The 25,693-nt window shown below is 33.8% G+C and carries 22 protein-coding genes and 2 tRNA genes; 15 read left to right on the forward strand and 9 right to left on the reverse strand.

Annotation, left to right across the window (positions count from 1 at the left end; translation table 11 throughout):
• Positions 1 to 20 precede the first annotated feature (20 nt).
• The 4 genes from O6P34_RS02175 to O6P34_RS02190 form a co-directional block, all read right to left on the reverse strand.
• Positions 21 to 524, reverse strand: coding sequence for a DUF6702 family protein (locus tag O6P34_RS02175; RefSeq protein ID WP_269685696.1), 504 nt, complete (start codon positions 522 to 524; stop codon positions 21 to 23).
• Positions 521 to 1,273, reverse strand: coding sequence for a BamP family beta-barrel-assembly machinery protein (bamP, locus tag O6P34_RS02180; protein WP_269685697.1), 753 nt, complete (start codon positions 1,271 to 1,273; stop codon positions 521 to 523). Before bamP ends, O6P34_RS02175 begins: the two co-directional genes overlap by 4 nt.
• The gene (locus O6P34_RS02185; protein ID WP_269685698.1) at positions 1,263 to 1,991 is read right to left on the reverse strand and encodes a carboxypeptidase-like regulatory domain-containing protein; all 729 of its coding nucleotides are present in this window, start codon (positions 1,989 to 1,991) and stop codon (positions 1,263 to 1,265) included. Before O6P34_RS02185 ends, bamP begins: the two co-directional genes overlap by 11 nt.
• Positions 1,992 to 2,062: 71 nt before the next feature.
• A complete protein-coding gene (locus tag O6P34_RS02190) occupies positions 2,063 to 2,827 on the reverse strand; it encodes a hypothetical protein (RefSeq protein WP_269685699.1) in 765 nt (254 codons plus the stop codon).
• Between the two features lie 143 nt (positions 2,828 to 2,970).
• Between O6P34_RS02190 and pepE the strand changes: the two genes are divergently transcribed.
• On the forward strand, positions 2,971 to 3,678 hold the full coding sequence (gene pepE, locus O6P34_RS02195; RefSeq protein ID WP_269685700.1) for a dipeptidase PepE: 708 nt from the start codon (positions 2,971 to 2,973) through the stop codon (positions 3,676 to 3,678).
• A 33-nt stretch (positions 3,679 to 3,711) separates the two neighbouring features.
• Here the strand turns inward: pepE and O6P34_RS02200 are convergent.
• Together O6P34_RS02200 and O6P34_RS02205 are read right to left on the reverse strand one after the other, a co-directional pair.
• A tRNA-Gly gene (locus O6P34_RS02200) sits at positions 3,712 to 3,784 on the reverse strand.
• A 47-nt stretch (positions 3,785 to 3,831) separates the two neighbouring features.
• Positions 3,832 to 3,904 (reverse strand) — tRNA-Gly (locus tag O6P34_RS02205).
• 171 nt (positions 3,905 to 4,075) lie between these two features.
• Here O6P34_RS02205 and O6P34_RS02210 point away from each other — a divergent pair.
• Positions 4,076 to 4,513, forward strand: a complete 438-nt coding sequence (locus O6P34_RS02210; protein WP_269685701.1) for a GNAT family N-acetyltransferase — start codon at positions 4,076 to 4,078, stop codon at positions 4,511 to 4,513.
• Positions 4,514 to 4,570: 57 nt separating this feature from the next.
• Here O6P34_RS02210 and O6P34_RS02215 read toward each other — a convergent pair whose 3' ends face one another.
• Positions 4,571 to 5,281: a murein L,D-transpeptidase catalytic domain family protein gene (locus O6P34_RS02215; protein ID WP_269685702.1), complete on the reverse strand. Its 711-nt coding sequence runs from the start codon at positions 5,279 to 5,281 to the stop codon at positions 4,571 to 4,573.
• Between the two features lie 189 nt (positions 5,282 to 5,470).
• On the opposite strand from O6P34_RS02215, the gene O6P34_RS02220 reads away from it, so the two are divergent.
• The 12 genes from O6P34_RS02220 (at position 5,471) to pruA (ending at position 22,523) form a co-directional block, all read left to right on the forward strand.
• The gene (locus tag O6P34_RS02220; RefSeq protein WP_269685703.1) at positions 5,471 to 7,864 is read left to right on the forward strand and encodes a DUF5916 domain-containing protein; all 2,394 of its coding nucleotides are present in this window, start codon (positions 5,471 to 5,473) and stop codon (positions 7,862 to 7,864) included.
• Between the two features lie 148 nt (positions 7,865 to 8,012).
• Entirely contained in the window at positions 8,013 to 10,427 is a 2,415-nt protein-coding gene (locus O6P34_RS02225; protein WP_269685704.1) for a DUF5916 domain-containing protein, read from the forward strand.
• A 135-nt stretch (positions 10,428 to 10,562) separates the two neighbouring features.
• Complete coding sequence (gpmI, locus tag O6P34_RS02230; RefSeq protein ID WP_269685705.1) at positions 10,563 to 12,080, forward strand: 2,3-bisphosphoglycerate-independent phosphoglycerate mutase; 1,518 nt, start codon at positions 10,563 to 10,565, stop codon at positions 12,078 to 12,080.
• Between the two features lie 118 nt (positions 12,081 to 12,198).
• On the forward strand, positions 12,199 to 12,870 hold the full coding sequence (locus O6P34_RS02235; protein WP_269685706.1) for a TetR/AcrR family transcriptional regulator: 672 nt from the start codon (positions 12,199 to 12,201) through the stop codon (positions 12,868 to 12,870).
• A gap of 17 nt (positions 12,871 to 12,887) precedes the next feature.
• Complete coding sequence (locus tag O6P34_RS02240; protein ID WP_269685707.1) at positions 12,888 to 14,558, forward strand: peptidase domain-containing ABC transporter; 1,671 nt, start codon at positions 12,888 to 12,890, stop codon at positions 14,556 to 14,558.
• Entirely contained in the window at positions 14,552 to 15,898 is a 1,347-nt protein-coding gene (locus O6P34_RS02245; protein WP_269685708.1) for an HlyD family secretion protein, read from the forward strand. Before O6P34_RS02240 ends, O6P34_RS02245 begins: the two co-directional genes overlap by 7 nt.
• A complete protein-coding gene (locus O6P34_RS02250; protein ID WP_269685709.1) occupies positions 15,898 to 17,286 on the forward strand; it encodes a TolC family protein in 1,389 nt (462 codons plus the stop codon). The genes O6P34_RS02245 and O6P34_RS02250 overlap by 1 nt, the downstream gene beginning before the upstream one ends.
• A gap of 44 nt (positions 17,287 to 17,330) precedes the next feature.
• Positions 17,331 to 18,149 carry a type I methionyl aminopeptidase gene (map, locus tag O6P34_RS02255; protein ID WP_269685710.1) on the forward strand — a complete coding sequence of 273 codons (819 nt, stop codon included), beginning with the start codon at positions 17,331 to 17,333 and terminating at the stop codon, positions 18,147 to 18,149.
• A complete protein-coding gene (locus tag O6P34_RS02260; protein ID WP_269685711.1) occupies positions 18,149 to 18,982 on the forward strand; it encodes a class I SAM-dependent methyltransferase in 834 nt (277 codons plus the stop codon). The genes map and O6P34_RS02260 overlap by 1 nt, the downstream gene beginning before the upstream one ends.
• Positions 18,983 to 19,052: 70 nt before the next feature.
• Positions 19,053 to 20,306, forward strand: coding sequence for a type IX secretion system plug protein (locus O6P34_RS02265; protein ID WP_269685712.1), 1,254 nt, complete (start codon positions 19,053 to 19,055; stop codon positions 20,304 to 20,306).
• A gap of 81 nt (positions 20,307 to 20,387) precedes the next feature.
• Entirely contained in the window at positions 20,388 to 20,774 is a 387-nt protein-coding gene (apaG, locus tag O6P34_RS02270) for a Co2+/Mg2+ efflux protein ApaG (RefSeq protein WP_269685713.1), read from the forward strand.
• A 120-nt stretch (positions 20,775 to 20,894) separates the two neighbouring features.
• A complete protein-coding gene (gene pruA / locus O6P34_RS02275) occupies positions 20,895 to 22,523 on the forward strand; it encodes an L-glutamate gamma-semialdehyde dehydrogenase (RefSeq protein ID WP_269685714.1) in 1,629 nt (542 codons plus the stop codon).
• 66 nt (positions 22,524 to 22,589) lie between these two features.
• Here pruA and O6P34_RS02280 read toward each other — a convergent pair whose 3' ends face one another.
• Both O6P34_RS02280 and rsmG read right to left on the reverse strand, forming a co-directional pair.
• Positions 22,590 to 23,711, reverse strand: a complete 1,122-nt coding sequence (locus tag O6P34_RS02280) for a Gfo/Idh/MocA family protein (protein WP_269685715.1) — start codon at positions 23,709 to 23,711, stop codon at positions 22,590 to 22,592.
• Positions 23,712 to 23,847: 136 nt separating this feature from the next.
• Positions 23,848 to 24,477 (reverse strand): 16S rRNA (guanine(527)-N(7))-methyltransferase RsmG, encoded by a 630-nt coding sequence (gene rsmG, locus O6P34_RS02285; RefSeq protein WP_269685716.1) that lies wholly within the window; start codon positions 24,475 to 24,477, stop codon positions 23,848 to 23,850.
• Between the two features lie 108 nt (positions 24,478 to 24,585).
• Here rsmG and O6P34_RS02290 point away from each other — a divergent pair, with 108 nt between their 5' ends.
• Entirely contained in the window at positions 24,586 to 25,680 is a 1,095-nt protein-coding gene (locus tag O6P34_RS02290; protein ID WP_269685717.1) for a fatty acid desaturase family protein, read from the forward strand.
• Positions 25,681 to 25,693 lie beyond the last annotated feature (13 nt).

The raw sequence follows: 25,693 nt of genomic DNA on the forward strand, positions 1-25,693 counted from the left end.
AACAATTCCCCTCAATATAATCAATATTTTAACATTTCACCTCTGTTAGAATCTGTAAAAAGTAGACTTTTTTTAATTCCCATTATCGTAAAATGCATAATATTTTGCTGCTCTGAATTCCAATCAACCAAAATTGAATTTTGTATTTCGAGTGTATTTATTTTAGCAACTTCTTTAATACTGAAATAACAAATCAACACATCGCCTTCGAGTTCTTTACTCAAAAACTGAATAGTTTTAGACTGACCGTTTACTTTAAATTGGAGATTTTCCGAAAAGTATTTTTTTACCAAAATCAAGTCTTCCGGAGATTCTTTTTCAGTTCCAAAAAAGGCTTTTTTACTGTATTTTTTTTCGATTGCCTTATTCAAATCATCCACAAAAATGCGGGAAGTAATCTGAAGCATTTTCTTTTCGGGAGCAAAATTAACTTGGTAAACCGCTACATAAAATTTATGAAGAACAAAACTGGATGTCGCAAAAATCAGGAATCCCAAAAAAGTATATACAATTATTTTTTTCATTTTTCAAAAGTAGTAATTCTTTTAAATTCTTCGTTTTTTGTTATTAAGAAATCAACAAGCTGAAATTCATTTTCAGGTTTCAAAAGCGATTGGGCTTTAACATCATTCCCACAAAACAAAAGAAAAAGACCTATTTCGTCACTTTTCAATTGTAATGTATTGGTAAAAAAAGAAGAATTAATTCTTTTCATTGTAATTGCAGCAAAATCTTGTTGAACAAAATCAGTTGGTTCTTTTGACTCTTTTTTATTTAATAATTTAATAGCATCTTTAAAAATCCGAACAAAATCAACTCCATTTTCTATCGTATGAGCATGCATTGTATTATTTTTTGGTGATGACTTTTCATCATCAAAAAATTCCATATCAACATATTTTTGTGAGCCACCTGAAATTGGATTTAAGTTTCTTTTCTTTGAAACGACGACTTCCTTTAATTTGTTCTCGTACAGTTCTAATTTCAGTATCAATAACGGAACAGACAAATTTGCTTCGGTCAAAATGACTCTTTTAGATTTGAATGCCAAACTCGAAATAAGCAACGTATCCTTGGCTTTAGCTAATAAGTCAAAAAAACCATCCGAGCTGATAAAGGTCCTTGTCTTTGAATTTATATTAAAAACATAGCCGTTATCCACTTGTAAAGAATCGTTCAAAACTTGTGCATGCAATGACTTTCTGGTGTTATTTTGACCAAAACAAAATTGACAAAACAAGCACAAAACAAGAATTCCTATTTTAGTTTTCATCTTTAATGATTTGGTTATACTTTTCAGCCAATTGCACTATCAAAAACATGACCATCGTTTTGTTTTTAGAACGTAATGCTGCCGCTAAACTAACATCATCGATACAATAATATTGAAACCCTCTGATGTAGTCAACAGGAATTTTGAGTGTTTCAACATAATATTTTTCTTCAAAAAGATAGTCAATCCGCACCAGCAATTGCTCTTTATGTTCCACCACAATTTCCTTTTTCAGCATAGCCTTACGCCCAGAAATAGTGTTCAATAAACCATCAATTCCTCCACCGGAAGTCGCCGTATATAATTTCCGTTCGGCGGGAGTATATTTTTTTTGTCCATATGGAATCACCCCTATATTTTCTGCTGTTATCTCCGGATGTTCATTGATAATTACTTCTTTAAGATCAATACTTTTTGCCGTCATTTGAACTTTAACAACATCCAAAAGTAAATCCTGTTTGGTGATTTTCTTGCGTAAACTTTCTAAATTAACTGCCGAAAAAATCAAAACATCACCTTCATTCACTACAATCGAAAATAGTCCGTTAGCATCTGAAACCGTTGTTCTTTGTGTGGTATTGTTAATGACATTGACTGCTTCTACCGAAGTTGATTCTGCTAAAATCTTCCCCGAAATTTGTTTCGCTTCTTTAGTTTGTCCAAAAGCAATTTGAAAAAATAAAAAAAGTATAGTTAGTAAAGTAGTATTCAATTTCACAGACAATGGTTTCGTTATATTTTAAAGAATTCTTTATTTTTTTCATCTTCCAAAAATTAAGGAACATGGTTTTATTTTTCGCCGGCAATCATTTCGTTATATTTTGTAGCCAGTTCCCCTAATAAAAATTCAGTTGCTGTTTTGTTTTTAGAATTTAAAATAATAGTAAATTTTGGATTTTCTACAGCAAAATATTCAAACCCTTTCACATAAGCCAATGGAATTTTGAGTTTATTTACAAAATGATTGGCATCAAACATTTTCTCCAATAGAACCAGATAGGATTCTTTCTTTTCTACTTCTATTTCCTTTTTAAGCATTGCTGTTCGCCCTGAAAAGAAATTAAACAACGGATCTGCCGAAATTGAACCTCCAGCCATCGGACCGGCACTTGCGGTAGCATCAAGACTGTTTGCTGTTTTCAATTTTCGTTCTGCAGGCGAATACGTTTTTTGCCCTTTCGGAATAATTCCCAGTGCTACTGCATTAATAGCATTATATCTTCGAATAACAACTTCTCGCAATTGATTCATAATGGGCTGCATACTGACAAAAAAAAGGTCGTTCTCAAAACTTTTTGGTGTCAAAGCCACTTTCAATCCTTTAAACTGAACCGCCGAAAATAATAACGTATCTCCTACTGAAGCCGGGATCGAAAAATACCCGCCTTTTTCAGAAATCACAGCTTTTTCTGTTTTTAAATTGATGATATAAATCCCCTCCAGTTCCTCTGACACATCGGCATTCACTTTCCCTTTCAATAAAGCCAGTTTCACTTCCTGCGCAATACCATTGGTTGCCACCAAAAAGAACAAAAAAACAACCACTCGAGCCATACCAATACATTTCATGTTAACATCAAAATAGGCTGTAAAAGTATCTTACTATCCTCCAAATTAATTACTAACGACTTGGTAAAAATATGTTAATTAAAAACGACAATTTAATACCTTTACCTCGCACTTTTTATAAAAATAAAATGAAAAATATACTTATTGCCAGCACATCTACGCTTCACGGAGGTGACTATTTAGACTATTTATTAACCGAATTACAATTGCATTTTAAGGATTGTAAAACGATACTTTTTATTCCTTATGCAAGACCAAGCGGAATTTCGCATGAAGAATACACCGATAAAGTAGCAAAGGCTTTCGCCAAAATAAATAAGAAAGTAAAAGGAATCCATGAATTTGAAGATGCGAAAACTGCAGTTCAAAATGCCGAAGGAATATTTACAGGCGGTGGCAACACTTTTCTATTGGTTTCTCAATTGTACAAAGCAAAAATCATAGATATCCTTGCCGAAACCGTCAAAAAAGGAACTCCTTATCTCGGAACAAGTGCAGGCAGTAATATTTGCGGATTAACGATGCAAACCACAAATGATATGCCTATTGTTTATCCGCCAAGTTTTCAAACTTTAGGATTGATTCCGTTTAACTTGAATCCACATTTTTTAGATGCTGATGAGCAATCAAAACATATGGGAGAAACACGCGAAACCAGAATAAAAGAATACCATGCTTTTAATTCAGTTCCCGTTTTGGGATTACGCGAAGGGAGTTGGTTGCAAGTAAAAGGCGATTCAATTGTTTTGAAAGGAAGTTTGTCCGCAAGTCTTTTTAGACAAAATCAACAACCGGAAGAATTAGGAAGCGGAACGGATTTGAATTTTATAAAATAAAAAAGCCGAAACAATTAAGTTTCGGCTTTGAAGAGCGAAAGACGAGGCTCGAACTCGCGACAACCAGCTTGGAAGGCTGGAGCTCTACCAACTGAGCTACTTTCGCATGACAAAATTTAAATAAAAAACCTCAAACCAAAATTTGAGGTTTAGAGCGAAAGACGAGGCTCGAACTCGCGACAACCAGCTTGGAAGGCTGGAGCTCTACCAACTGAGCTACTTTCGCATTAACAACGGTGCAAATATAAATAATAAGTTTGCTTCAATGCAAGTTTTTTTAAAAAAAATAACAAACTTATTAGCCACAACCTCTTTTATAAAAACGTATCAAAGAGGTAAAGAATTTATTATGAAAATATTATACCTTTATTCATCTCTAAAAAAACGCTAAAAAAAAATGCCAACTATTAAGAAAATTACCTCAACCGACACCTTTTCTGTGCGACATCCTGTTTTACGATCGGGAAAACCTTTAGAAAGTTGTCATTTTGATGGCGATACATTAGCGACTACATCTCATTATGGACTATTTTTTAACCAAGAAATAATTGGAGTTCTTTCATTATTTGAAGCAAAAAACAATGTTTTCTCTGAAAAACTGCAATTTCAAATTCGAGGTATGGCAGTTTTAAAAGAATTTCAAAAAAAAGGATTTGGCGCCTCTCTTATCACACATTGTGAAAAGGAATGTCACAACCGAAATGGAAATCTAATTTGGTTTAATGCCCGAACTGAAGCAACTGCTTTTTATGAAAAACTAGGCTATCTAAAAACAGGAATCCCATTTGAAATTCAAGGTGTAGGCGAACACTTTTTAATGTTTAAAAAGATTTAAAAACCCATTTTTAGTTGGCGAATTATCGCTTGCTACTGACTTTAATTTACCTGAAAACTAAGAAATCAATTTTGAAATTACTGAGGGATGATAAATGAACAAACACGATTTGTTTTTTATCGCATTGATAATATCTTTAGACAATTCTTCTGGTATAGCAGGACAACCTTGGCTTCGGCCCAACCTTTTGTTGTTTTTAATAAATGAATTAGAAACATAATTTGCAGCATGCATAACTACACCTCGGATTCTGGCATTGTCATTTAATCCTTTTTCAAGTCCGTCTAATCGCAAAGACATTCCGTGTTTACCATTATAAATTTCTCCGGTAACATAGAATCCTAAACTACTTTTGAAAGATTGTTGTGCATTAGAAAAACTATTGGCAAATTCCTCTCCGGTATTTCTTCCGTGAGCAACAAGCGATTGAAACAAGACTGTATTTGTAGTTAAATCAATAACCCAAAGTCTTTTTAAATTAGACGACAAACTGAAATCGACTAATGTTAATATATTTTTCTTAATCAAGCCTTTTTCTTTAAGTAAATAAAACCCTTTCAAAGCTTGAATAAAACTTTCTTCCTTTGGCAATGCAAAATTATTGGCATGTAAATTATTATACACCATTTCAATATTATTGTCCATCGAGGAAACAGGAACCGTTTTAGAAACAAGAAAATTATTATTTTTTAATTCTGGATAAAAAACTTTACTTGAAGAAAAAGAAAACAAGAAAAATAATACAGCAGGAAAAACCTTATAAATCATTGATTATGTTTAAGTTATACAATAGAATCGGGATTGCAAAAGTATAAAAAAACAAAGGCCAAGGAGAATTTTAGAGTAAAAAAAGGAGTTTATCTGTTTATTTAACATTTATCACCTCAGCAAATAAATACCAAAACAATAACTTTTTATGTTAATTTTGTTATTTTTGTACAAATATCATCACAATATATGCCGAAAATTTACGCTGTCATTTTAATTTTTTTCGTTTTCCTTAATTTTAATTCTTATGCACAAAAGAAAAGCATTAGGGCGAAATCTATTACAGAAAATATAATTGTAGATGGAAAAATAAACGAATCTATCTGGAAATCAGCGGATATAGCAACGGATTTTGTCATGTTTGAGCCTGATAACGGTAGACCCATAAGCCAAGATAAAAAAACAGAAGTAAAAATTCTATATGACAATGATGCCATTTACATAGCTGCATTGTTATACGACAATGAGCCTGATAAAATCCAGAAAGAGATTACAAATCGAGACGTCTTTGGTGTTTCTGATACGTTCTCTGTTTCTATAAATGGTTTCAATGACGGGCAACAGGATTTTAGATTTTTTGTAAGTGCCGCCGGAGTTCAAATGGACTGTTTAGCAACCGAAGATTTAGAAGATTTCAGTTGGGACGCCATTTGGGACAGCGAAATAACCCTCACCGATTTTGGATGGGTCGTTGAAATGAAAATACCATATGCTGCTTTGCGTTTTTCTAAAACAGAAAAACAAACATGGGGTTTAAATTTCATGCGTGAAATAAAACGCGACGTACAAAAATATACTTGGAACCGCGTTGACACTAAAATCGGCGCAGTAATTCCGCAAGCGGGTATTCTTGAAGGAATTGAAAACATAAATACTCCTACCCGACTTTTCTTCATTCCATATTCATCTTTGTATTATCAAAAAAACGATATTGGGTCAGGAACTACAATCAAAGCGGGCTTAGACATTAAATACGGCATTAATGATTCCTTTACTTTAGACGCAATTTTAGTTCCTGATTTTGGACAAACAAAATTTGATAACGCTATTTTAAATCTGGAACCATTTGAACAACAACTGGAAGAAAACAGACCTTTTTTTACCGAAGGAACTGATTTATTTAACAAAGGAGGTTTATTTTATTCGAGAAGAATTGGAGGAATTCCAAGCACAGAACCAGAAACAACACCAACAGAAGAAATTACAAACTATCCCAGTTCAGTTGATTTGCTTAATGCTGTGAAAATATCAGGACGAACCGAAAAAGGATTAGGAATTGGTTTTTTGAATGCCGTTACCGAAAAAACATACGCCACAATTTGGGACAACGAAACAGAAACATCCCGTAAAGCAGTTGTTGAACCGCTAACCAATTACAATGTCTTGGTTTTTGACCAACGTTTCAACCAAAATTCATCTGTATCTTTTGTAAATACAAATACCACCAGAAACGGCAGTTTTAGAGACGCTAATGTTTCGGCATTGTTATTTGATTTGAATACCAAAGAAAATAATTATAATTTATACGGTGATTTCAAATACAGCCAAATCAACACTTTAGAAGATTATAGTGGCTATAAAACATCTTTAAATTTTGAGAAAACAAGTGGTCGATACCGTTATCTCTTTTCAGGAAAATACATTTCAGAAAACTACGATATCAATGATTTAGGTATCATTTTTTACACCAATTACCATAGTGCTCTGGCTAACGCAAGCTACAGAATACTAAATCCAAGTTCGTTCTTTAATACGTTCAAAGTAGAACAAGAATTAAACATGGAAGTTCAGAACACCACCGGAAAAACACAAGAAGCGTGGTACAAAACAGTCATTAAAGCAACCTCTTTAAGCAATCATTATTTTGAGTTTGCTTTGGTCGTAAATCCTCTGGAAACATTCGATTTCTACGAACCTCTTGAATACGGGAAATATGTTTTTATTCCAAAAAGAATTGCTTCCTATTTTGGTTTTGAGTCAAATAGAAACCATGCATTTACGTTTGACACAACTCCTTTTTTTACTAAATTTAATCAAGAAGGAAGAATTACTTATGGTATTTATGCCAGTCCAAAATACCGATTCAATGATAAATTTTCGCTTGCTTATGCTTTCGATTATACAAGAGAGAAAAATGATATTGGCAGAATCGATTCTAATGAAACAGGGATTATTTTCACAGAACGCAACAGAGAAATAGTGCAAAATAATTTTACCGGAAAGTATGCGCTTAACAACAAAATGACAATTAATTTAACAGCACGTTATTATTGGTCGTATGCAGATAATGCTAAATTTTTTACCTTACAAGACAGTGGTTATTTGACTCCAAATAATGACTACTCGGTGAATAAAAATCGGAATTTTAACTCCTGGAACTTCGATTTATCTTACTCTTGGTGGTTTGCTCCCGGCAGCGAAATCTCCTTTTTATACCGCAATTATGCAGAAGAAAGAACCAATGTCGTAGAGAAAAACCTATCGACTAATCTAAAAAATGTTTTCAATAACAACCTGACAAATATTTTATCTGTTAGTGTGCGTTATTTTATTGATTACAATGTTGTAAAAAATAAATTCTAAAGCTTTATTTAAAGTTCAAATTACACCCCATTACGTCTTTTCAGATTCTATTTTTTCTAAAACTGTAACAAAAACTTAAAAGCAATGTCTATTAAGACAATTCTATTTATAGTCTTTTCATCAGTCAATTCAAAAAATCAAAAATCGCATGAGAAAAATACTTTTTATAAGTGTACTTCTATTTTCAATTTTTGGCTACAGCCAAAAAAAAGTATTACAAACTAAATTCATTACTGACAACATTTCTATAGACGGTAAACTGGACGAAAAAATATGGGAATCTGTGACTGGAGCTTCCGATTTTATCATGTTTGAACCTGATAACGGCAAAGCTATTCCGGAAAATAAAAGAACCGAAGTAAAAGTCGTCTATGATAACGATGCGATTTATATTGCTGCTATCTTATTTGACAACGAACCGGATAAAATCCTGAAAGAAATTACGCAACGCGATGAATTTGGGACTTCAGATCTTTTTGGAGTATTCATAAATGGTTTTAATGATGGCCAACAAGACTTTCAGTTTTTTGTAAATGCGTCTGACGGTCAAGCCGATTGTATTACAACAGACACCAATGGGGAAGACTATTCCTGGGATGCGGTCTGGAAAAGTAAAGCCATAATTTCCGATAAAGGCTGGACTGTAGAAATGCGAATTCCTTATGCTGCCTTGCGTTTTTCGGGAGAAAAAAAGCAAACTTGGGGACTTAATTTTTTCAGAGAAATTAGAAGAGACCGTCAAAAATATACTTGGAATTTAATTGATACCAAAATAGGTACTTTCACGCAACAAGCCGGAAATCTTGAAGGAATTGAAAATATAAAAACACCCACACGCCTTTTCTTTTTGCCGTATTCTTCCTTTTATGTAAATGCCAATGCGCGCGAGAAAACCTATGGAACCGTTAAAGGCGGATTGGATATTAAGTACGGAATCAATGATGCTTTCACATTAGATGCGATTCTTATTCCTGATTTTGGACAAACTAAATACGATGATCAAATCCTGAATCTTGGCCCATTTGAACAAGAATTCAACGAAAATAGACCTTTTTTTACGGAAGGAACAGATTTATTCAGCAAAGGAAATTTAGTCTATTCCAGAAGAATTGGAGGAAATCCGACTTATAATTCAGCCGACAATGAAGCAATAATTGACGGGCCAGCAAATGTTAATCTTATCAATGCCTTGAAAGTTTCCGGTAGAACCAAAGACGGTTTGGGAATTGGAATCCTGAATGCCGTAACCGAAAAAACTTTTGGAACAATCCTTAATAACGACACTCAAGAAACCCGAAGAGCCGTTCTGGAACCATTGGCAAATTATAACGTTTTGGTTTTAGACCAACGCTTTCGCAAAAATTCCTCTGTTACTTTTGTAAATACGAATGTTACTCGAAATGGTGATTTTCGGGACGCGAATGTATCAGCTCTCGTTTGGGATTTAAACACGAAGAAAAATACCTATAATTTGGCTGGAGATTTCAAATACAGTTATGTAAATGACCTTGAAGACAAAAAGGGAATTGCAACGACCTTAAATTTTTCTGAAACATCCGGAAAATACAGATATAGTTTTGGAGGTGATTTATTTACAAAAGATTTCGACAATAATGATTTAGGAATCAACTTTGAAACCAATTATTTCAGCATTTACGGGAATGCCAATTATAGAATTTTGAATCCCACAAAATACTTCAACAGCTTTAGACTGAACTATAATAATTTTATTCAATTTCAAAAAGAAACCGGAAAAATTCAAGGTAATAATTTTAATGTAAATGTAAATCTCGAAAATAAGAAAAATAATTTCTTTGGATTAGGAATTAATATAAACCCTTTTGAAAACTACAATTATTATGAACCCAGAACTGAAAATCGGTATGTAATAACGCCAACACAATTTGGCGGTTGGTTCTATTATTCTTCTAATTACAACAAAAAACTGGCGTTTGATTTTAATCCTTCTTTTTCAAAATTAAACGAATCGGGCAGGAATTCATATGGCTTTTCGTTGGGTCCAAGATATCGTTTTAATGATAAAATTTCTTTTACGTATAACTTTAATTTCTTTAGACAGAACAATAACAAGGGATTTGTAGACAGCGTTAATGACGATGCAAATTCTGCGACACCAAACACTATTGTTTTTGCCAACAGAAATGTAGTTACCTATTCTAATTCCATTTACGGTAAATATTCTGTAAACAGCAAAATGAATTTTAACCTTTCGGCGCGACAATATTGGTCTTATGCAGAGAACAAAAATTTTCTATCATTGGAACAAAACGGAAGATTATCAGAGAATATGAATTATCCCGAAAACAGGAACTCCAGTTTTTATTCTTGGAATTTAGATTTGTCTTATTCATGGTGGTTTGCGCCAGGAAGTCAGGTTTCGGTTTTGTATCGAAATAATGCTGCTAATTTTGAAAACACAATCAACAAGCAATTTGATCAAAATATCACTAATTTACTAAACAATGAGGCATTGAGCCATATTTTTTCGATTAGTGTTCGGTATTTCATCGATTATAATGAGGTGAAAAATAAATTTTTATAAACATTATTTCTAAAAAAATCACTTAAAACAACAGAATTAGTATTGAATGGTTCTGTTCACTTAAAAATGTATAATAGTGGTTCAGATAGGGACACTTTTTTTTGAAAATTCTTTATATTTGCTTAAAAAATTGTCATGAATAAAAAAGTAATTCTTATGATTTTAGACGGTTGGGGAAAATCTCCTGACCCGAAAGTTTCCGCAATCGATAATGCAAATGTTCCGTTTATAAACAGCCTTTATAAAGCATACCCTAGCGCTCAACTGCGCACTGATGGTTTGAATGTAGGTTTGCCTGAAGGACAAATGGGAAATAGTGAAGTGGGCCACATGAACTTGGGTGCCGGACGAATTGTTTATCAAGATTTAGCTAAAATAAATTTGGCTGTAGCCAATAATACTCTGATAAAAGAACAAGTGTTGATTGATGCTTTTACTTTTGCCAAAGAGAACAATAAAAAAGTACATTTTTTAGGTTTAGTTTCTGATGGAGGTGTGCATTCTCACACTTCACATTTACGTGGTTTAATTGATGCTACACAACAATATGGTTTACAAAATGTATTCATTCACGCTTTCACAGACGGTCGTGATGTTGATCCAAAATCAGGCAAAAAATATATTCAAGATTTAGAAAATTACATTGCCAATACTTCTGTAAAACTGGCTTCGGTTATAGGAAGATATTATGCAATGGATCGTGATAAACGTTGGGAAAGAGTAAAACTGGCTTACGACTTAGTAGTAAACGGAACCGGAACTCATTCTAAAAATGCCGTAGCGTCAATAGAAGAAAGTTACAAAAATGATGTAACTGATGAATTTATTCACCCTATGGTTATGGTCGATGAAAATGACAAACCGTTAGCGACTATAGAAGAAGATGATGTTGTAATATTCTTCAACTTCAGAACCGACAGAGGTCGCGAATTGACTGAAGCGCTTTCGCAAAAAGATTTCCATGAGCAAAACATGCACAAACTGAATTTATATTATGTAACGCTTACTAACTACGACGAAACATACCAAAATGTAAAAGTGGTTTACAATAAAGACAACATTACCGAAACTCTTGGTGAAGTTTTGGAAAAAGCACACAAAAAACAAATTCGTATTGCCGAAACAGAGAAATATCCTCACGTGACTTTCTTCTTTTCCGGTGGTAGAGAAACGCCTTTTGAAGGAGAATCCAGAATTTTAAGAAACTCACCAAAAGTAGCCACTTATGACTTACAACCAGAAATGAGTGCTTTTGAACTAAAAGATGCTTTGGTTCCAGAATTAAACAAAGGAGAAGTAGATTTTGTATGTTTGAACTTTGCCAACGGTGATATGGTAGGACATACCGGAATTATGAGTGCTGCCATAAAAGCTTGTGAAGCAGTTGATGCCTGTGTTAAAGAAGTTATTGAAGCTGCTTTAGCAAATGATTACACAACGATTGTAATTGCCGATCACGGAAACTGTGAAACGATGATTAATCCTGACGGAAGTCCAAACACAGCGCATACTACGAATCCTGTGCCAATTATTTTGGTTGACAAAGATTTGAAAACCATTCACGATGGTGTTTTGGGAGATATCGCTCCAACCATTTTAGAATTGATGGGAATTGAACAACCTGCAGCAATGACTTGCCACTCTTTACTTTAAAAAAGTAAATCATATTTCAAAAAAAGCTACTCACATCGAGTAGCTTTTTTTATAAATAAAAGTTAAAATTTCAATATTGAAAGTATTACTATTATATTTGCATAAAATATAATTAATTATGAATACAGTACTTTCGAATTTAAAAATTCAAGTCAACGAAAAAATATATGTTAAAGACCCCGAAACATCTGCTTTGGGAAAAAAAATAATAGAACAAAGTATCCTTTTGATTGATGAAATTGGATTCGAAAATTTCACATTCAAAAAGCTGGGTGAAAAAATTAGTTCTAACGAAAGTTCTCTTTATCGCTATTTTGAAAACAAACATAAACTGTTGGTTTATTTGTCTTCCTGGTATTGGAGCTGGATGGAATATAAACTTGTATTTGCCACCAACAATATTACTGACCCAAAAGAAAAACTCCGAAAAGCAATTACCATCATCACCGAAAAAGTAGAAGATGACAATAGCACAGAACATATTAACGAAGCCATTCTAAACAAAATTATTATTGCCGAATTCACAAAAACACTTCACACAAAAGAAGTTGACCAAGAAAACAAAGAAGGTTTTTTCCTAATTTATAAAAGAGTCATCAACAGAATTGTGACTATCGTAAACGAAGTAAATCCAAACTATCCTTATGCAAAATCTCTAATCTCTACAATTGTGGAAGGAAGTTTACACCAACATTTTTTGACCGAACACTTAACGACCATAACCGATTGCAATGATTCCGTAAGTATAACTCAATTTTATCTCAATCTAACCGAAAACGTTTTACGCTAAAAATAAAAAATTCAATTATGACTCCTCTAAAACGATTTTACAACTTACTCGAACTAGATAAAAAAGATGTTTATCAGATATTTTTCTATGCTATTTTTGCTGGGTTAATCAGTTTGTCTCTTCCGCTGGGAATTCAGGCAATTATCAATTTCATTCAATCCGGCAGAGTAAGCGCCTCCTGGATTGTACTTATTATTCTTGTTGTTTTTGGCGTAGCTTTGGTAGGGATTTTATCCTTAATGCAATTGCGAATTACTGAAAATTTACAACAAAAAATATTTGTCCGCTCTTCTTTTGAATTTGCAGCGCGCTTGCCTAAAATTAAATCAGAGCAATTATACAACACCTATCCACCTGAATTAGCGAATCGTTTTTTTGACACCATGACGATTCAAAAAGGAACTTCAAAGTTATTAATTGATTTTTCGGCGGCCTTACTTCAAATTATTTTTGGGATTCTATTATTGTCATTGTACCACCCCTATTTTATCCTATTTGGTATTTTATTGTTCATTCTTCTTTATTTCATTTTCAAATTCTCCTATCAATCAGGATTGGAAACGAGCTTAAAAGAATCCAAATTCAAATACAAAGTCGCTAGTTGGCTTCAAGAAGTGGCGCGAAACAACTTCAGTTTCAGGAATGAACTTAATTACGATTTTGCTTTAAAAAAAAATAATCAAATCGTATCGGATTACCTCAACTACCGTGAAAAACACTTTGATGTCATCAAGAGACAATTCAGTCAATTAATTATTTTTAAAATCATTATTACTGCCAGTTTATTATCGATAGGTGGATTTTTAGTATTGTCTCAAGAAATGAATATCGGACAGTTTGTTGCTGCGGAAATCATTATTTTATTGGTGATTAATTCGGTCGAAAAAATAATTATTGGACTGGAAACTTTCTATGACGTACTCACTTCTATTGAAAAAATCGGACAGGTAACCGATTTAGAATTAGAAGAAGATACAATCATTAATAACGACACTTGCTATACAAATATCGTTTTGGAAACAGAGAACATTAAATTTAGATTTCCTGATTCAAAAAAAGAAGTGTTAAATGCAATAAGTCTCAAAATTGAACAAGGAGAAAAAATAGTTTTGGATGGAGAAAATGGTTCTGGAAAAACAACTTTAATTCGTTTATTATCTGGTTTATTACAACCTACATCCGGTTCTTTTTATATTAATGATGACACTTTTAGAAAAATAAACTTAAAGCAATACCGCTCTCAAATAGGCAGTATTATTCACAGCGAAACTCCATTTGAAGGAACAATACTCGAAAATATTACTTTCAAAGACACAACAATACCTTTTGAAGATATAAAATGGGCGATTGATGGCGTTCAACTGAGCTCGTTTATTAAATCATTGCCAAAAGGTTTAGATACTAGAATTTTCCCCGAAGGAAAACAATTATCATCTTCAAATGCACAAAAGATTTTACTGGCAAGAAGTATAATTCACAGGCCTAAAATACTTTTCTACGAAGATCCAACCGATAGTATGGATGAAAAAGTAGCCAATGAAATTATTGACTTTATTACTTCCGATGCAAACAAATGGACCATTGTAGTTTCCTCCAAAAATCCGTATTGGAAAACCAAATGCAGCCGAAAAATTACGATGCAAAACGGATTTATTCAATTGGACTCAAAAACTGACACATCATGCTAAACATATCCGACAATAAAACAAAACTACAGTCACTGGATCAATACGAAACGGTGAAAAACTTAGGAAACAGACCGCATTATAAAATCTTAAACAGAATTATTGCCGGTGTTTCAATAATTGGATTAATTGCGCTTTTCTTGCCTTGGACACAAAACATTTCCGGAACCGGAGCTGTAACCACTTTAAAACCAAATCAAAGACCGCAATCCATTCAAAGCGTTATTTCTGGTCGAATAGAAAAATGGTATGTTCAAGAAGGCGACTTTGTCAACAAAGGCGATACTATTCTGTTTATTTCGGAGATTAAAGAAGATTATATGGATCCTAATTTAGTAGAAAATACTAAAAACCAAATGAATGCCAAAAAACAATCATTGCAGTCTTACGGGTCAAAAGTAAATACACTTTCGGGTCAAATTCAAGCTATTGAAACCGAGAAAATACTAAAACTGGAACAAGCACAAAACAAAATCAAGCAATCTCTTTTAAAAATAAAAAGCGATAGTATGGATTTGGTTGCCGTTAAAACACAATTAAAGATTGCCAATACGCAATACAACAGGTCTCTGCAATTGAATAAAGAAGGTTTAAAACCATTGAGCGATACCGAAGATAAAAGACTAAAACTCCAAGAAGTTGAAGCAAAAATCATCACGCAAGAAAACAAATACTTAACTAGTAAAAATGAATTTATAAACGCCAAAGTAGAAATCAATAGGATAACGGCTGAATATTCCGAAAAAGTTTCTAAAGCCAATAGTGATAAATTTACGGCATTGAGCAATCAATACGACACTGATGCACAAGTCAATAAATTAGAAAATCAATATGCAAATTATAGCATTAGAAATGGGATGTATTATATCAAAGCCGCACAAAGTGGCTACATCAACAGAGCGTTGCAATCCGGTATTGGAGAAACTATAAAAGAAGGAACTCCAATCGCCACAATAATGCCGTCGGATTATGATATTGCAGTAGAAACCTTTGTAAACCCAATCGATTTGCCATTAATAAGCAAAGGCGAAAAAGTACGGGTTTGGTTTGACGGTTGGCCAACTATTGTTTTCTCAGGATGGCCAGACATGTCTTATGGAACTTTTGGAGGTAAAATTGTAGCCATAGAAAACTTCATCAGTGAAAACGGCAAGTACAGAGTATTAATTGCTCCCGATTCTTCTGAAGCAAAATGGCCAAAACAGTTAAGCATTGGTTCCGGAGCCCAAACAATTGCTTTATTAGACAATGTGCCAATATGGTTTGAAATATGGAGAACATTAAACGGTTTTCCTCCTAACTACTACAAAACTTCAACAAAAACAACAAAAGAAAAGAAATAATGAAACAACTCCTTATCGCTTTTTTATTAGTTGGTTATGCCGCTTTTGGACAAGAATTTACCGCCAAAGAACTCACTTACACCGAGTTTCTGGGCTATGTAAAAAAATACCATCCATTAGTTAAAAATGCCAACTTAGAAATCAATAAAGCCCAAGCGAATCTGATGATGGCCCGAGGTGGATTTGATCCAAAAATTGAAGTAGATTTCAGCAAGAAACAATTCAAAGACAAGGAATATTATTCGATTTTGAATAGCAGTTTTAAAATCCCAACTTGGTATGGAATTGAGATTAAAGCAGGATTAGACAACAATGAAGGTATTTATCTGAATCCTGAAAATACGGTTCCAAATCAAGGATTAACCTCATTAGGAATCAGCGTTCCACTGGGTCAAGGACTATTCATTAATCAAAGAATGGCTGATGTTCGCAAAGCAAAAATGCAAATGAAATTAAGCCAATCCGAAAGAAAATTGCAGGCCATTACCGTTTTATATGATGCTTCGCTGGCTTATTTTAATTGGAAAAAAAACTTCAATGAAGTAAAGCTGTATGAAGAGTATAATAAAAATGCAGGAATCAGGTTCAAAGGAATCAAAACTTCAATTGTACAAGGCGATAAACCGGCAATTGACAGTATTGAAGCCGGAATTCTGGTCAAAAACCGAAGATTAAATTTGGAAGATTCGAAGCTTAAATTGGCTAAAGCCAAATTAGAACTGGCTAACTTTCTTTGGTTAGAAAACAACATTCCGTTTGAATTATCAGAGGAACTGATTCCCGAAACGCAATTAGAATTCACGATTCAGGAAAGTTTAAAAACAAATGATTTGTTGAATTCCGATTTCTCTATTGCCAATCATCCAAAAATAAATGCGCTGCAAAGCAAAATTGACATTCTGAATGTGGAGAAAAAATTAAAAGCCAATATGCTTTTGCCAAAAATTGACGTGGGCTACTCCTATTTATCGGAACCCAGTTACATTGATAATTACCAATTTAACGACTACAAAATAGGTTTGGATTTTTATTTTCCACTATTTCTGAGAAAAGAACGCGGAAGTTTGAAACTGGCGAAATACAAAGTTCAGGAAACGGAATTTGCATTGGACTTAGAAAAAGTACAATTGTCTAATAAAATCAATGCTCAAAGAATGGAAATTGAATCGTTGTTAAGGCAAAAAGAGTTAATAAAAGGTTTAGTAGAAGACAATCTCACGATGTTAAATTCAGAGGAAAGATTGTTTTCTTTTGGGGAAAGTTCTTTGTTTTTAATCAACACGCGGGAAAATAATTTGGTCAGTGCACAACTTTCACAAATTGCTTTAGAGAACCGATTTTATGTTTCTAATTCGGAGCTTTTTAAAATTATGGCCAATCCGGATTAAATAATTTATAAAATCGTACTTTTGCAAACTGAAAATTCGAAATTATGATTATAGTAAAATCACGTGAAGAAATAGAATTAATGCGCGAAAGTGCATTAATCGTATCAAAAACATTAGGAATGATTGCTTCTGAAATCAAAGAAGGAGTCACTACTTTATATCTGGACAAATTAGCAGAAGAATTCATTCGTGACCACGGAGCTGAACCAAGCTTTCTTGGATTATACGGTTTCCCAAACTCACTTTGTATGAGTCCGAACGCACAAGTTGTTCATGGAATTCCAAACAACAAACCATTAGAAAGTGGCGATGTAATCTCAGTAGATTGTGGCGCTTATAAAAATGGATACCATGGTGATCATGCGTATTCTTTTGAGATTGGCGATGTTGCACCGGAAACCAAAAAATTATTACAAATAACCAAAGAATCATTATACGTTGGAATCCGAGAATTAAGATTAGGAAACCGTGTTGAAGATGTTGGAAATGCAATTCAAAAATACACAGAAGCGCATGGTTATGGAGTAGTTCGTGAACTTGTAGGTCACGGTGTTGGACAAAAAATGCACGAAGATCCAGAAATGCCAAATTATGGTAAAAAAGGAAGAGGAAAGCTTTTTGTTGAAGGAATGGTTGTCGCTATTGAACCAATGATTAACATGGGAACCCGAAACATCAAACAATTAAAAGACGGTTGGACAATTCTTACTGCCGATGGAAAACCAAGCGCACACTTTGAGCATGATGTTGCTATTATCGACGGGAAGCCGGAGATTTTATCAACTTTTGGATACATCTACAAAGCGTTAGGAATTGTGAGTAATGAAGAAGATGAGTTTAGAAAAGAACCTTTAGTATTATAATGAAGAAACTATTTAAACTTATACTCAACACCATTCCACGTCCATTGTTAATCAGGATGAGTTATGTGGCACGTCCAATTATCGCTTTTTCATTAAAAGGAACTAATTTCACAGATCCAATTGACGGAAAAAGTTTCAAGTCAATGTTACCTTACGGATATGAAACACAAAGAAACAACGTGCTTTCACCAAGTACACTTTCGTTAGAGAGACACCGTTTGCTTTGGCTGTATTTGAATGAACAAACTGATTTTTTTAAATCTGAACTAGTTTCAGATTCTTCTTTTACGAATACTAAAAGAATTAAATTAAGAGATGCTGAAACAAATTCAGCATTAAAAGTATTGCATTTTGCACCGGAACAAGCTTTTTATAAATTGTTTCGAAATCAAAAAAATCTGGAGTACACCACAACCGATTTATTTTCTCCACTAGCCGATGTGAAAGCAGATATTTGCAATTTGCCTTTTGAAGACAACCAATATGATGTTATTCTGTGCAATCACGTTTTGGAGCACATTCCGGATGATACGAAAGCCATGCAGGAATTATATCGTGTTTTGAAACCGGGTGGAATGGCGATTTTACAAATTCCACAGGATTTATCCAGAGCCACTACTTTTGCAGACGACAGTATTACAGATCAAAAAGAACGAGCTAAAATCTTTGGCCAATACGATCACGTTCGCATTTACGGAAGAGATTATTTTGATAAACTAAGAAGTATCGGTTTTAAAGTTGTTGAAGAAGATTACACCAACAAAATAGCACCGGAACTGGTAGAAAAATATTGTTTGGCAAAAGGCGAAATCATTCCAGTTTGTTTTAAATAGCCGCTGTTTTTTTGAGAATACTTTAATACCGCATAATTCGTTATATTTACCTATTAGCAATTAAATCATTATGCCAATTTCCTTTTTCAAAAAAATACTACTGCTGTTTGTAATCACGTCAACTGCTGCACAAGTAGAAACCGAAGTGACTCCGCCATACAATATCAAAACAATTTCTTTTGTACAAAAAAATCAAAATGTTGTTCCAATATTTGTATTGGGAGACGATTTTGAGGTTCAATTTGATGATTTATTTGGCAACGAAGCCGATTATTATTACGACATAACGCATTGCGATTACAACTGGAAACCTTCAGAAATTCCTAAAACGGACTACCTGCAAGGTTTTGATAATCAAAGAATTCAGAATTACACCAATTCCTTCAATACGCTTCAAATCTATTCGCATTACAAATTATCAATTCCCAATCAGTTTACGCAATTGCGCATTAGCGGAAATTATATCCTGAAAGTGTTGAATGAAGATAAAGAAGTTGTTTTTTCAAGAAAATTTATTGTTTATGAAGATCTTGTTTCCGTTCCCATTCAAATCAAAAGAGCGCGAACGGTAAGCAATTTAGATTTTAAACACAATTTAGAATTTTCGATAAAAACAAACACGATTACATTTCAAAACCCACTTAAGAATGTAAAAACCGTCTTGTTGCAAAACGGACAATTTCACTCAGCCATAACCGGTATTCCTGCTCAATACACTATTGGAAATGACTTGGTTTACAAATATGATACTCAAACACAATTTTGGGCAGGAAATGAATTTTTATTTTTTGACACCAAAGACATTAGAGCAGCCAGTAATAATGTAGCACGAGTGAATTCGAACAGTGCCATTTACAGCTCGTATTTGCATACTAATAATGCCCGGGCAAATTTTCCGTATTCCTTTTCACAAGATGTGAATGGCAATTTTGCAGTTCGCCATTTAAATGCCAGCAATAATGAAATTGAAGCCGATTATACTTGGGTGTATTTCAGTCTTTCGGCACCAGCTTTTCGATTGAATAAAAATATTTATATAACAGGAATGTTTAATAATTATGCCTTAACTCCCGAATATCAGATGGACTACAATACCGAAAAAGGGATTTATGAAAAAGCCATTCTGATTAAACAAGGATTTACTAATTTTCAATATTCAGTGGCGGATAATAAAGGAATTATAGATTCTGAAAATGCTATTGACGGAAATTTTTATCAAACGGAAAACGAATATACTGTCTTGGTTTATTATCGGGAAAACAATGACAGATACGAGCGAATTATTGGTAAAGGAGTAGCAAACTCTACAAATTTGATTAACTAAAAAAAACATTCCTCAAAACAACAAAACGAAGTCAATTTTTTGTAATTTTGCTCATACAATACACATATTTAATACTTTAATATGGTTTCTCAAATAACAAGAGGTATAAAAATTTCGGTTCTGACTAGTTTTGAAGGTACATACTTCAAAAACTACAGAATCCATTTTGCCTTTAGTTATGAAATAAAAATTGAAAACCACAGTAAAGATTCTGTTCAATTAACTTCACGCCACTGGGAAATATACGATTCCCTCAATGATTTAGAAGTGGTTGATGGCGAAGGTGTAATTGGCAAAAAACCAGTTTTAAAACCTGGCGAATTCCATATATACAGCTCCGGTTGTTTGTTGTCATCTCCACATGGCGCGATGAAAGGACATTTTGATATGGTTAATTTTACTACTACAAAAATCTTCAAAGTAATTGTCCCTACTTTCAGACTAAGCGCTCCGTTTGCTTTAAATTAATTTGACTCCTATTGTGTTAAAAATAACAATATTTTAAAATATCGTTGTATTTTTGCGTCAAATTAATTTTTTAATTATCGTAATTTATTTACACTTTGTCTAATTTTTTAATCGAACAACATGCTTAAAGGATTTTTTAATGTACCCAAAGCGGTAAACGAACCAGTAAAAGGATACGCACCAAATTCACCAGAAAAAGCAGCAGTTCAAGCGGCTTACAAAACCATGTGGAATGCAACAATCGATGTTCCATTATACATTGGTAACGAAGAAATTAGAACTGGAAATACAAAAAACATGACTGCGCCTCACGATCACAAACACATCGTAGGAACGTATCATCTTGCCGAAAAAGTTCATATTGAAAAAGCCATTGCAAACGCATTAGAATCAAGAACAGCATGGGCAAATATGGCTTGGGAACAAAGAGCCGCTATTTTCCTGAAAGCAGCTGAATTAATTGCAGGTCCATACAGAGCAAGAATAAATGCCGCAACAATGATTGCGCAATCTAAAAATATCCATCAAGCAGAAATTGACGCTTCTTGTGAATTAATTGATTTTTTACGTTTCAACGTAGAATTCATGACTCAAATTTACAACGATCAACCAAAGTCAAATTCAGACATGTGGAATCGATTAGAATACAGACCTCTTGAAGGTTTTGTATATGCTATTACTCCTTTTAACTTTACAGCAATTGCCGCAAATCTTCCTGCAAGTGCTGCTATGATGGGAAATGTTGTGATTTGGAAACCAAGTGACAGCCAAGTTTTTTCTGCAAAAATTATCATTGATGTTTTCAAAGAAGCAGGTGTTCCTGATGGCGTAATTAACGTTGTTTTTGGAGATGCCTTAATGATTACCGATACCATTTTGGCAAGTCCTGACTTCGCCGGAATTCACTTTACAGGTTCAACACATGTGTTCAAAGATATCTGGGCAAAAATTGGAACCAATATCCATCGTTATAAAACCTACCCAAGAATTGTGGGAGAAACAGGTGGAAAAGATTTTATCATTGCACATCCAAGCGCTAATGCAAAACAAGTAGCAACCGGAATTGTTCGTGGCGCTTTTGAATTTCAAGGTCAAAAATGTTCTGCAGCTTCAAGAGCTTATGTTCCTCAAAGTTTGTGGCCGGCAATAAAAGAACAATTAATTACAGATACTAAATCCATGAAAATGGGCTCTCCGGAAGATTTCAGCAACTTTATTACTGCTGTAATTCACGAAGGTTCATTTGATAAACTAGCTAGTTTTATTGACCAAGCTAAAAAAGATGCTGATGCCGAAATTATTGTTGGAGGAAATTATGATAAATCTGTTGGTTACTTTATTGAACCTACAATTATCGTAACTACTAACCCACATTACACTACAATGGAAACCGAATTATTCGGACCAGTAATGACAATTTTTGTTTACGAAGATGCCAAATGGTCTGCAACATTAGAATTAGTTGATACAACTTCAGAATACGCTTTAACAGGTGCGGTTTTCAGTCAAGATCGTTATGCAATTGAGGAAGCGACTACCAAATTGCAAAATGCTGCCGGCAACTTTTACATCAATGACAAACCAACCGGAGCTGTTGTGGGAATGCAACCTTTTGGCGGTGCAAGAGCTTCTGGAACTAATGATAAAGCAGGTTCTGCATTGAACTTATTGCGTTGGGCTTCACCAAGAACTATTAAAGAGACTTTTGTAACTCCAGAAGATTACAGATATCCGTTTTTAGGAGAATAATCTCATCGTTAGATATTTAAAAACCCACAAGAATCAAGTTATTTGAGTTCTTGTGGGTTTTGTTTTTTAAACTAAAGAGACCTTCTTTACTGTCCTTGCTGCCTCATAAATAGCTTGTATGATTCGAACGTCTTTGATCCCTTCTTCACCAGTAATATGGCTTGGCAATTGTTTGTTTTCTAAAATAACTTTTCCTATTTCGTCAAGTTGTGTTTGTTGTTGATTAATTTCAGGGAAATTTAAATCGCCATTGCTTGTCTTTCCTTTAAACGGGCCGTAACTAATCGCTGGACTCAACTCAAAAACCCCTTCATCAGCTGATGCAAATAACCGGTCAATCCCACAACTGTATGAAGTTGTAGAATTACTAACGGCTCCGCTTGGAAAATTTAACTGCCAAGTAATCGATTCTTCAACTTCTGCAAATTTAATTTTATTCGTAATTGGACCAAATTGAGCCGTTACAGAAATTGGCTCTTCACCCAACACATAACGACTGGCTTGAACACAATAAATTCCAAGATTAACAAGCGGCCCTCCTCCTGACAATGCTTTTTGCAAATGCCAATCCATTGAATCACCGGTATTGTAACCCAAAGAAGTCTCAATCAAACGAACTTGACCAAAAACTTTCTCTTGTCCTAATCGCTTCATTTCTAAATTATACGGCTCATAGTGCAAACGATAACCAACCGCCAATTGTACACCTGCTTTTTTACAAGCATTCATCATTTCTTGACAATCGCGTTCCGTAATTGCCATAGGTTTTTCGACAATAACGTGTTTTCCTGCCTGAGCAGCTCTAATTACAAACTCTTTATGCATTGCATTTGGCAAAACTACATAGACTAGATCAATGTTTTTATTATGAATTATTTCATCAAAATTCTGGTAATTGTAAATGTTTTTCTCAGGGATATTATATTTTTTTGCCCAATCTACAGCTTTGGAAGGTGTTCCAGTTACAATTCCTGCTAAACGACAATATTTTGAAATCTCCAGGCCATCTGCTAAGTAACCTGCGTAACGTCCTAAACCACAAAGCGCAATGTTTAACTTTTTACCATCATATATTTTACTGCTATTTTCTGGCAAAGTCATAATAGAGGGAAGAGCTGTCATTATCGCAGTAGCTCCAACTCCGATACCAAAATTATGTACAAAAGTACGTCTAGAAATTTTTTTCATTTTTTAGTTTTTACATTACCAATAAAAAGTTTGACATCTTTATTATTCAAATGTTACAAAAAATACTAAAAAACAAAACCCACAAGAATCAATAATTTAATTCTTGTGGGTTTTTTAATGCATTCTTTACTTCTATTTAAACCACAAACTTCAACGGTAAATGCACTACTTTCTTGGTTTCAAAAAATTCATCTTGGAAAAAGTCTGCTAAATTGTATTCGGTTGCTTTTGGAAAATCTTTTAATTCTTCGGTTAAATCTCCACCTTTTAGGTACAGAATTCCGTTTTTCAATTCGTGTTTGTTATTTTTCTTGATTTTGGTTTTCACCCAAGAAACAAAATCCGGCATATTTGTTACCGCACGACTTACGATAAAATCGAAATCTCCCTTTACATTTTCAGCGCGAAGTTGTTCTGCTTTAACGTTTTTAAGGTCTAATGCTTCGGCAACAGACTGAACCACTTTTATTTTTTTGGCAATAATATCAATCAAAAAAAACCGTGTTTCCGGAAAAAGAATTGCCAATGGAATTCCAGGAAATCCGCCTCCGGTTCCCACATCGAGAACAAAAGTTCCCGGTTCAAATTTTATGATTTTGGCAATTCCCAGCGAGTGCAAAATATGTTTAGTATACAAAGCATCAATATCTTTTCTGGAAATAACATTAATTTTTTCGTTCCAATCGTGGTATAAAAAATCTAATTTTTGAAACTGCTCTTTTTGAACATCAGTTAAATTAGGAAAATACTTAAGAATCTCGTCCATTGCGCTATTTTTTTAACAAAAGTACTATTTTTAGCTCGTAAATATTTAACTCAATTTTGCAGATTGAAAATTTATAATAATTATCTTTGGGGATTATTATAAAAACATATGAATAACACCGCTCCTACATTTGCAAAGCAAGACAATCTGAAATTTTTTAGAACGCTTAACTCGCGGGTAAACAATTACTTCAAAGAAAACAATATCCAAAAAACAGGAAATTGGAAACTTCATTTGAAAACTATAATTCTGTTCTCTGTTTTTCTGGCGCCTTACTTTTTGATTCTAACATTAGACATGCCATTTTGGGCACATCTTTTATTAACAATCGTTATAGGAATTGGTATGGCCGGAGTTGGCATGAATGTCATGCACGATGGCAATCACGGGTCTTATTCAAATAAAAGCTGGGTCAATAAATTCATGGGAGGTTCCATTTATATCTTGGCAGGAAATGTGTACAACTGGCAGGTACAACACAATGTATTGCATCACACTTACACCAATATTCCCGGACATGATGAAGATCTTGATGCTGGGCGAATTATTCGATTCACTAAAGAAGCAAAATGGCATAGTTTTCACCGTTTTCAACAATATTACTCTGTATTTTTATATGGTTTACTTACTTTCAATTGGGCTATTACTACTGATTTTAAACAAATGAGAAGCTACCTGAAAAGAAAATTAGCCTACGGAGAAGCGAAGAGTCCAAAAACACTTTGGACAACTTTAATCATCACAAAAATAATTTACGTTTCAATCTGGATAGTATTGCCAATCGTGATTGGCATTACCTGGTGGAAAGTACTTATTGGTTTCTTTGTTATGCATTATACCGCAGGATTAATCCTGAGTATCGTTTTTCAATTGGCTCACGTAGTTGAAGAAACTACAAACCCAATCCCAAATGAAGACGGAGAAATGGAAAACACTTGGGCCATTCATCAATTGTTTACCACTACTAATTTTGCTCCAAAAAACAAAATCGTAAACTGGTACACCGGAGGATTAAACCACCAAATAGAACATCATATTTTTCCAAATATCAGTCACATCCATTACGGTAAAATTGCAGCTATTGTAAAAGAAACCGCAAAGGAATGTAATTTGCCCTATTACGAATATAAAACCATGCGAAGTGCTGTTGTCGCTCATTTCAAACATTTAAAAGATTTGGGAATGAAACCAGAACTTACCTAATCATAAAAATGCT

The organism is Flavobacterium lacustre, from assembly GCF_027474525.2.
GTDB lineage: Bacteria > Bacteroidota > Bacteroidia > Flavobacteriales > Flavobacteriaceae > Flavobacterium > Flavobacterium lacustre.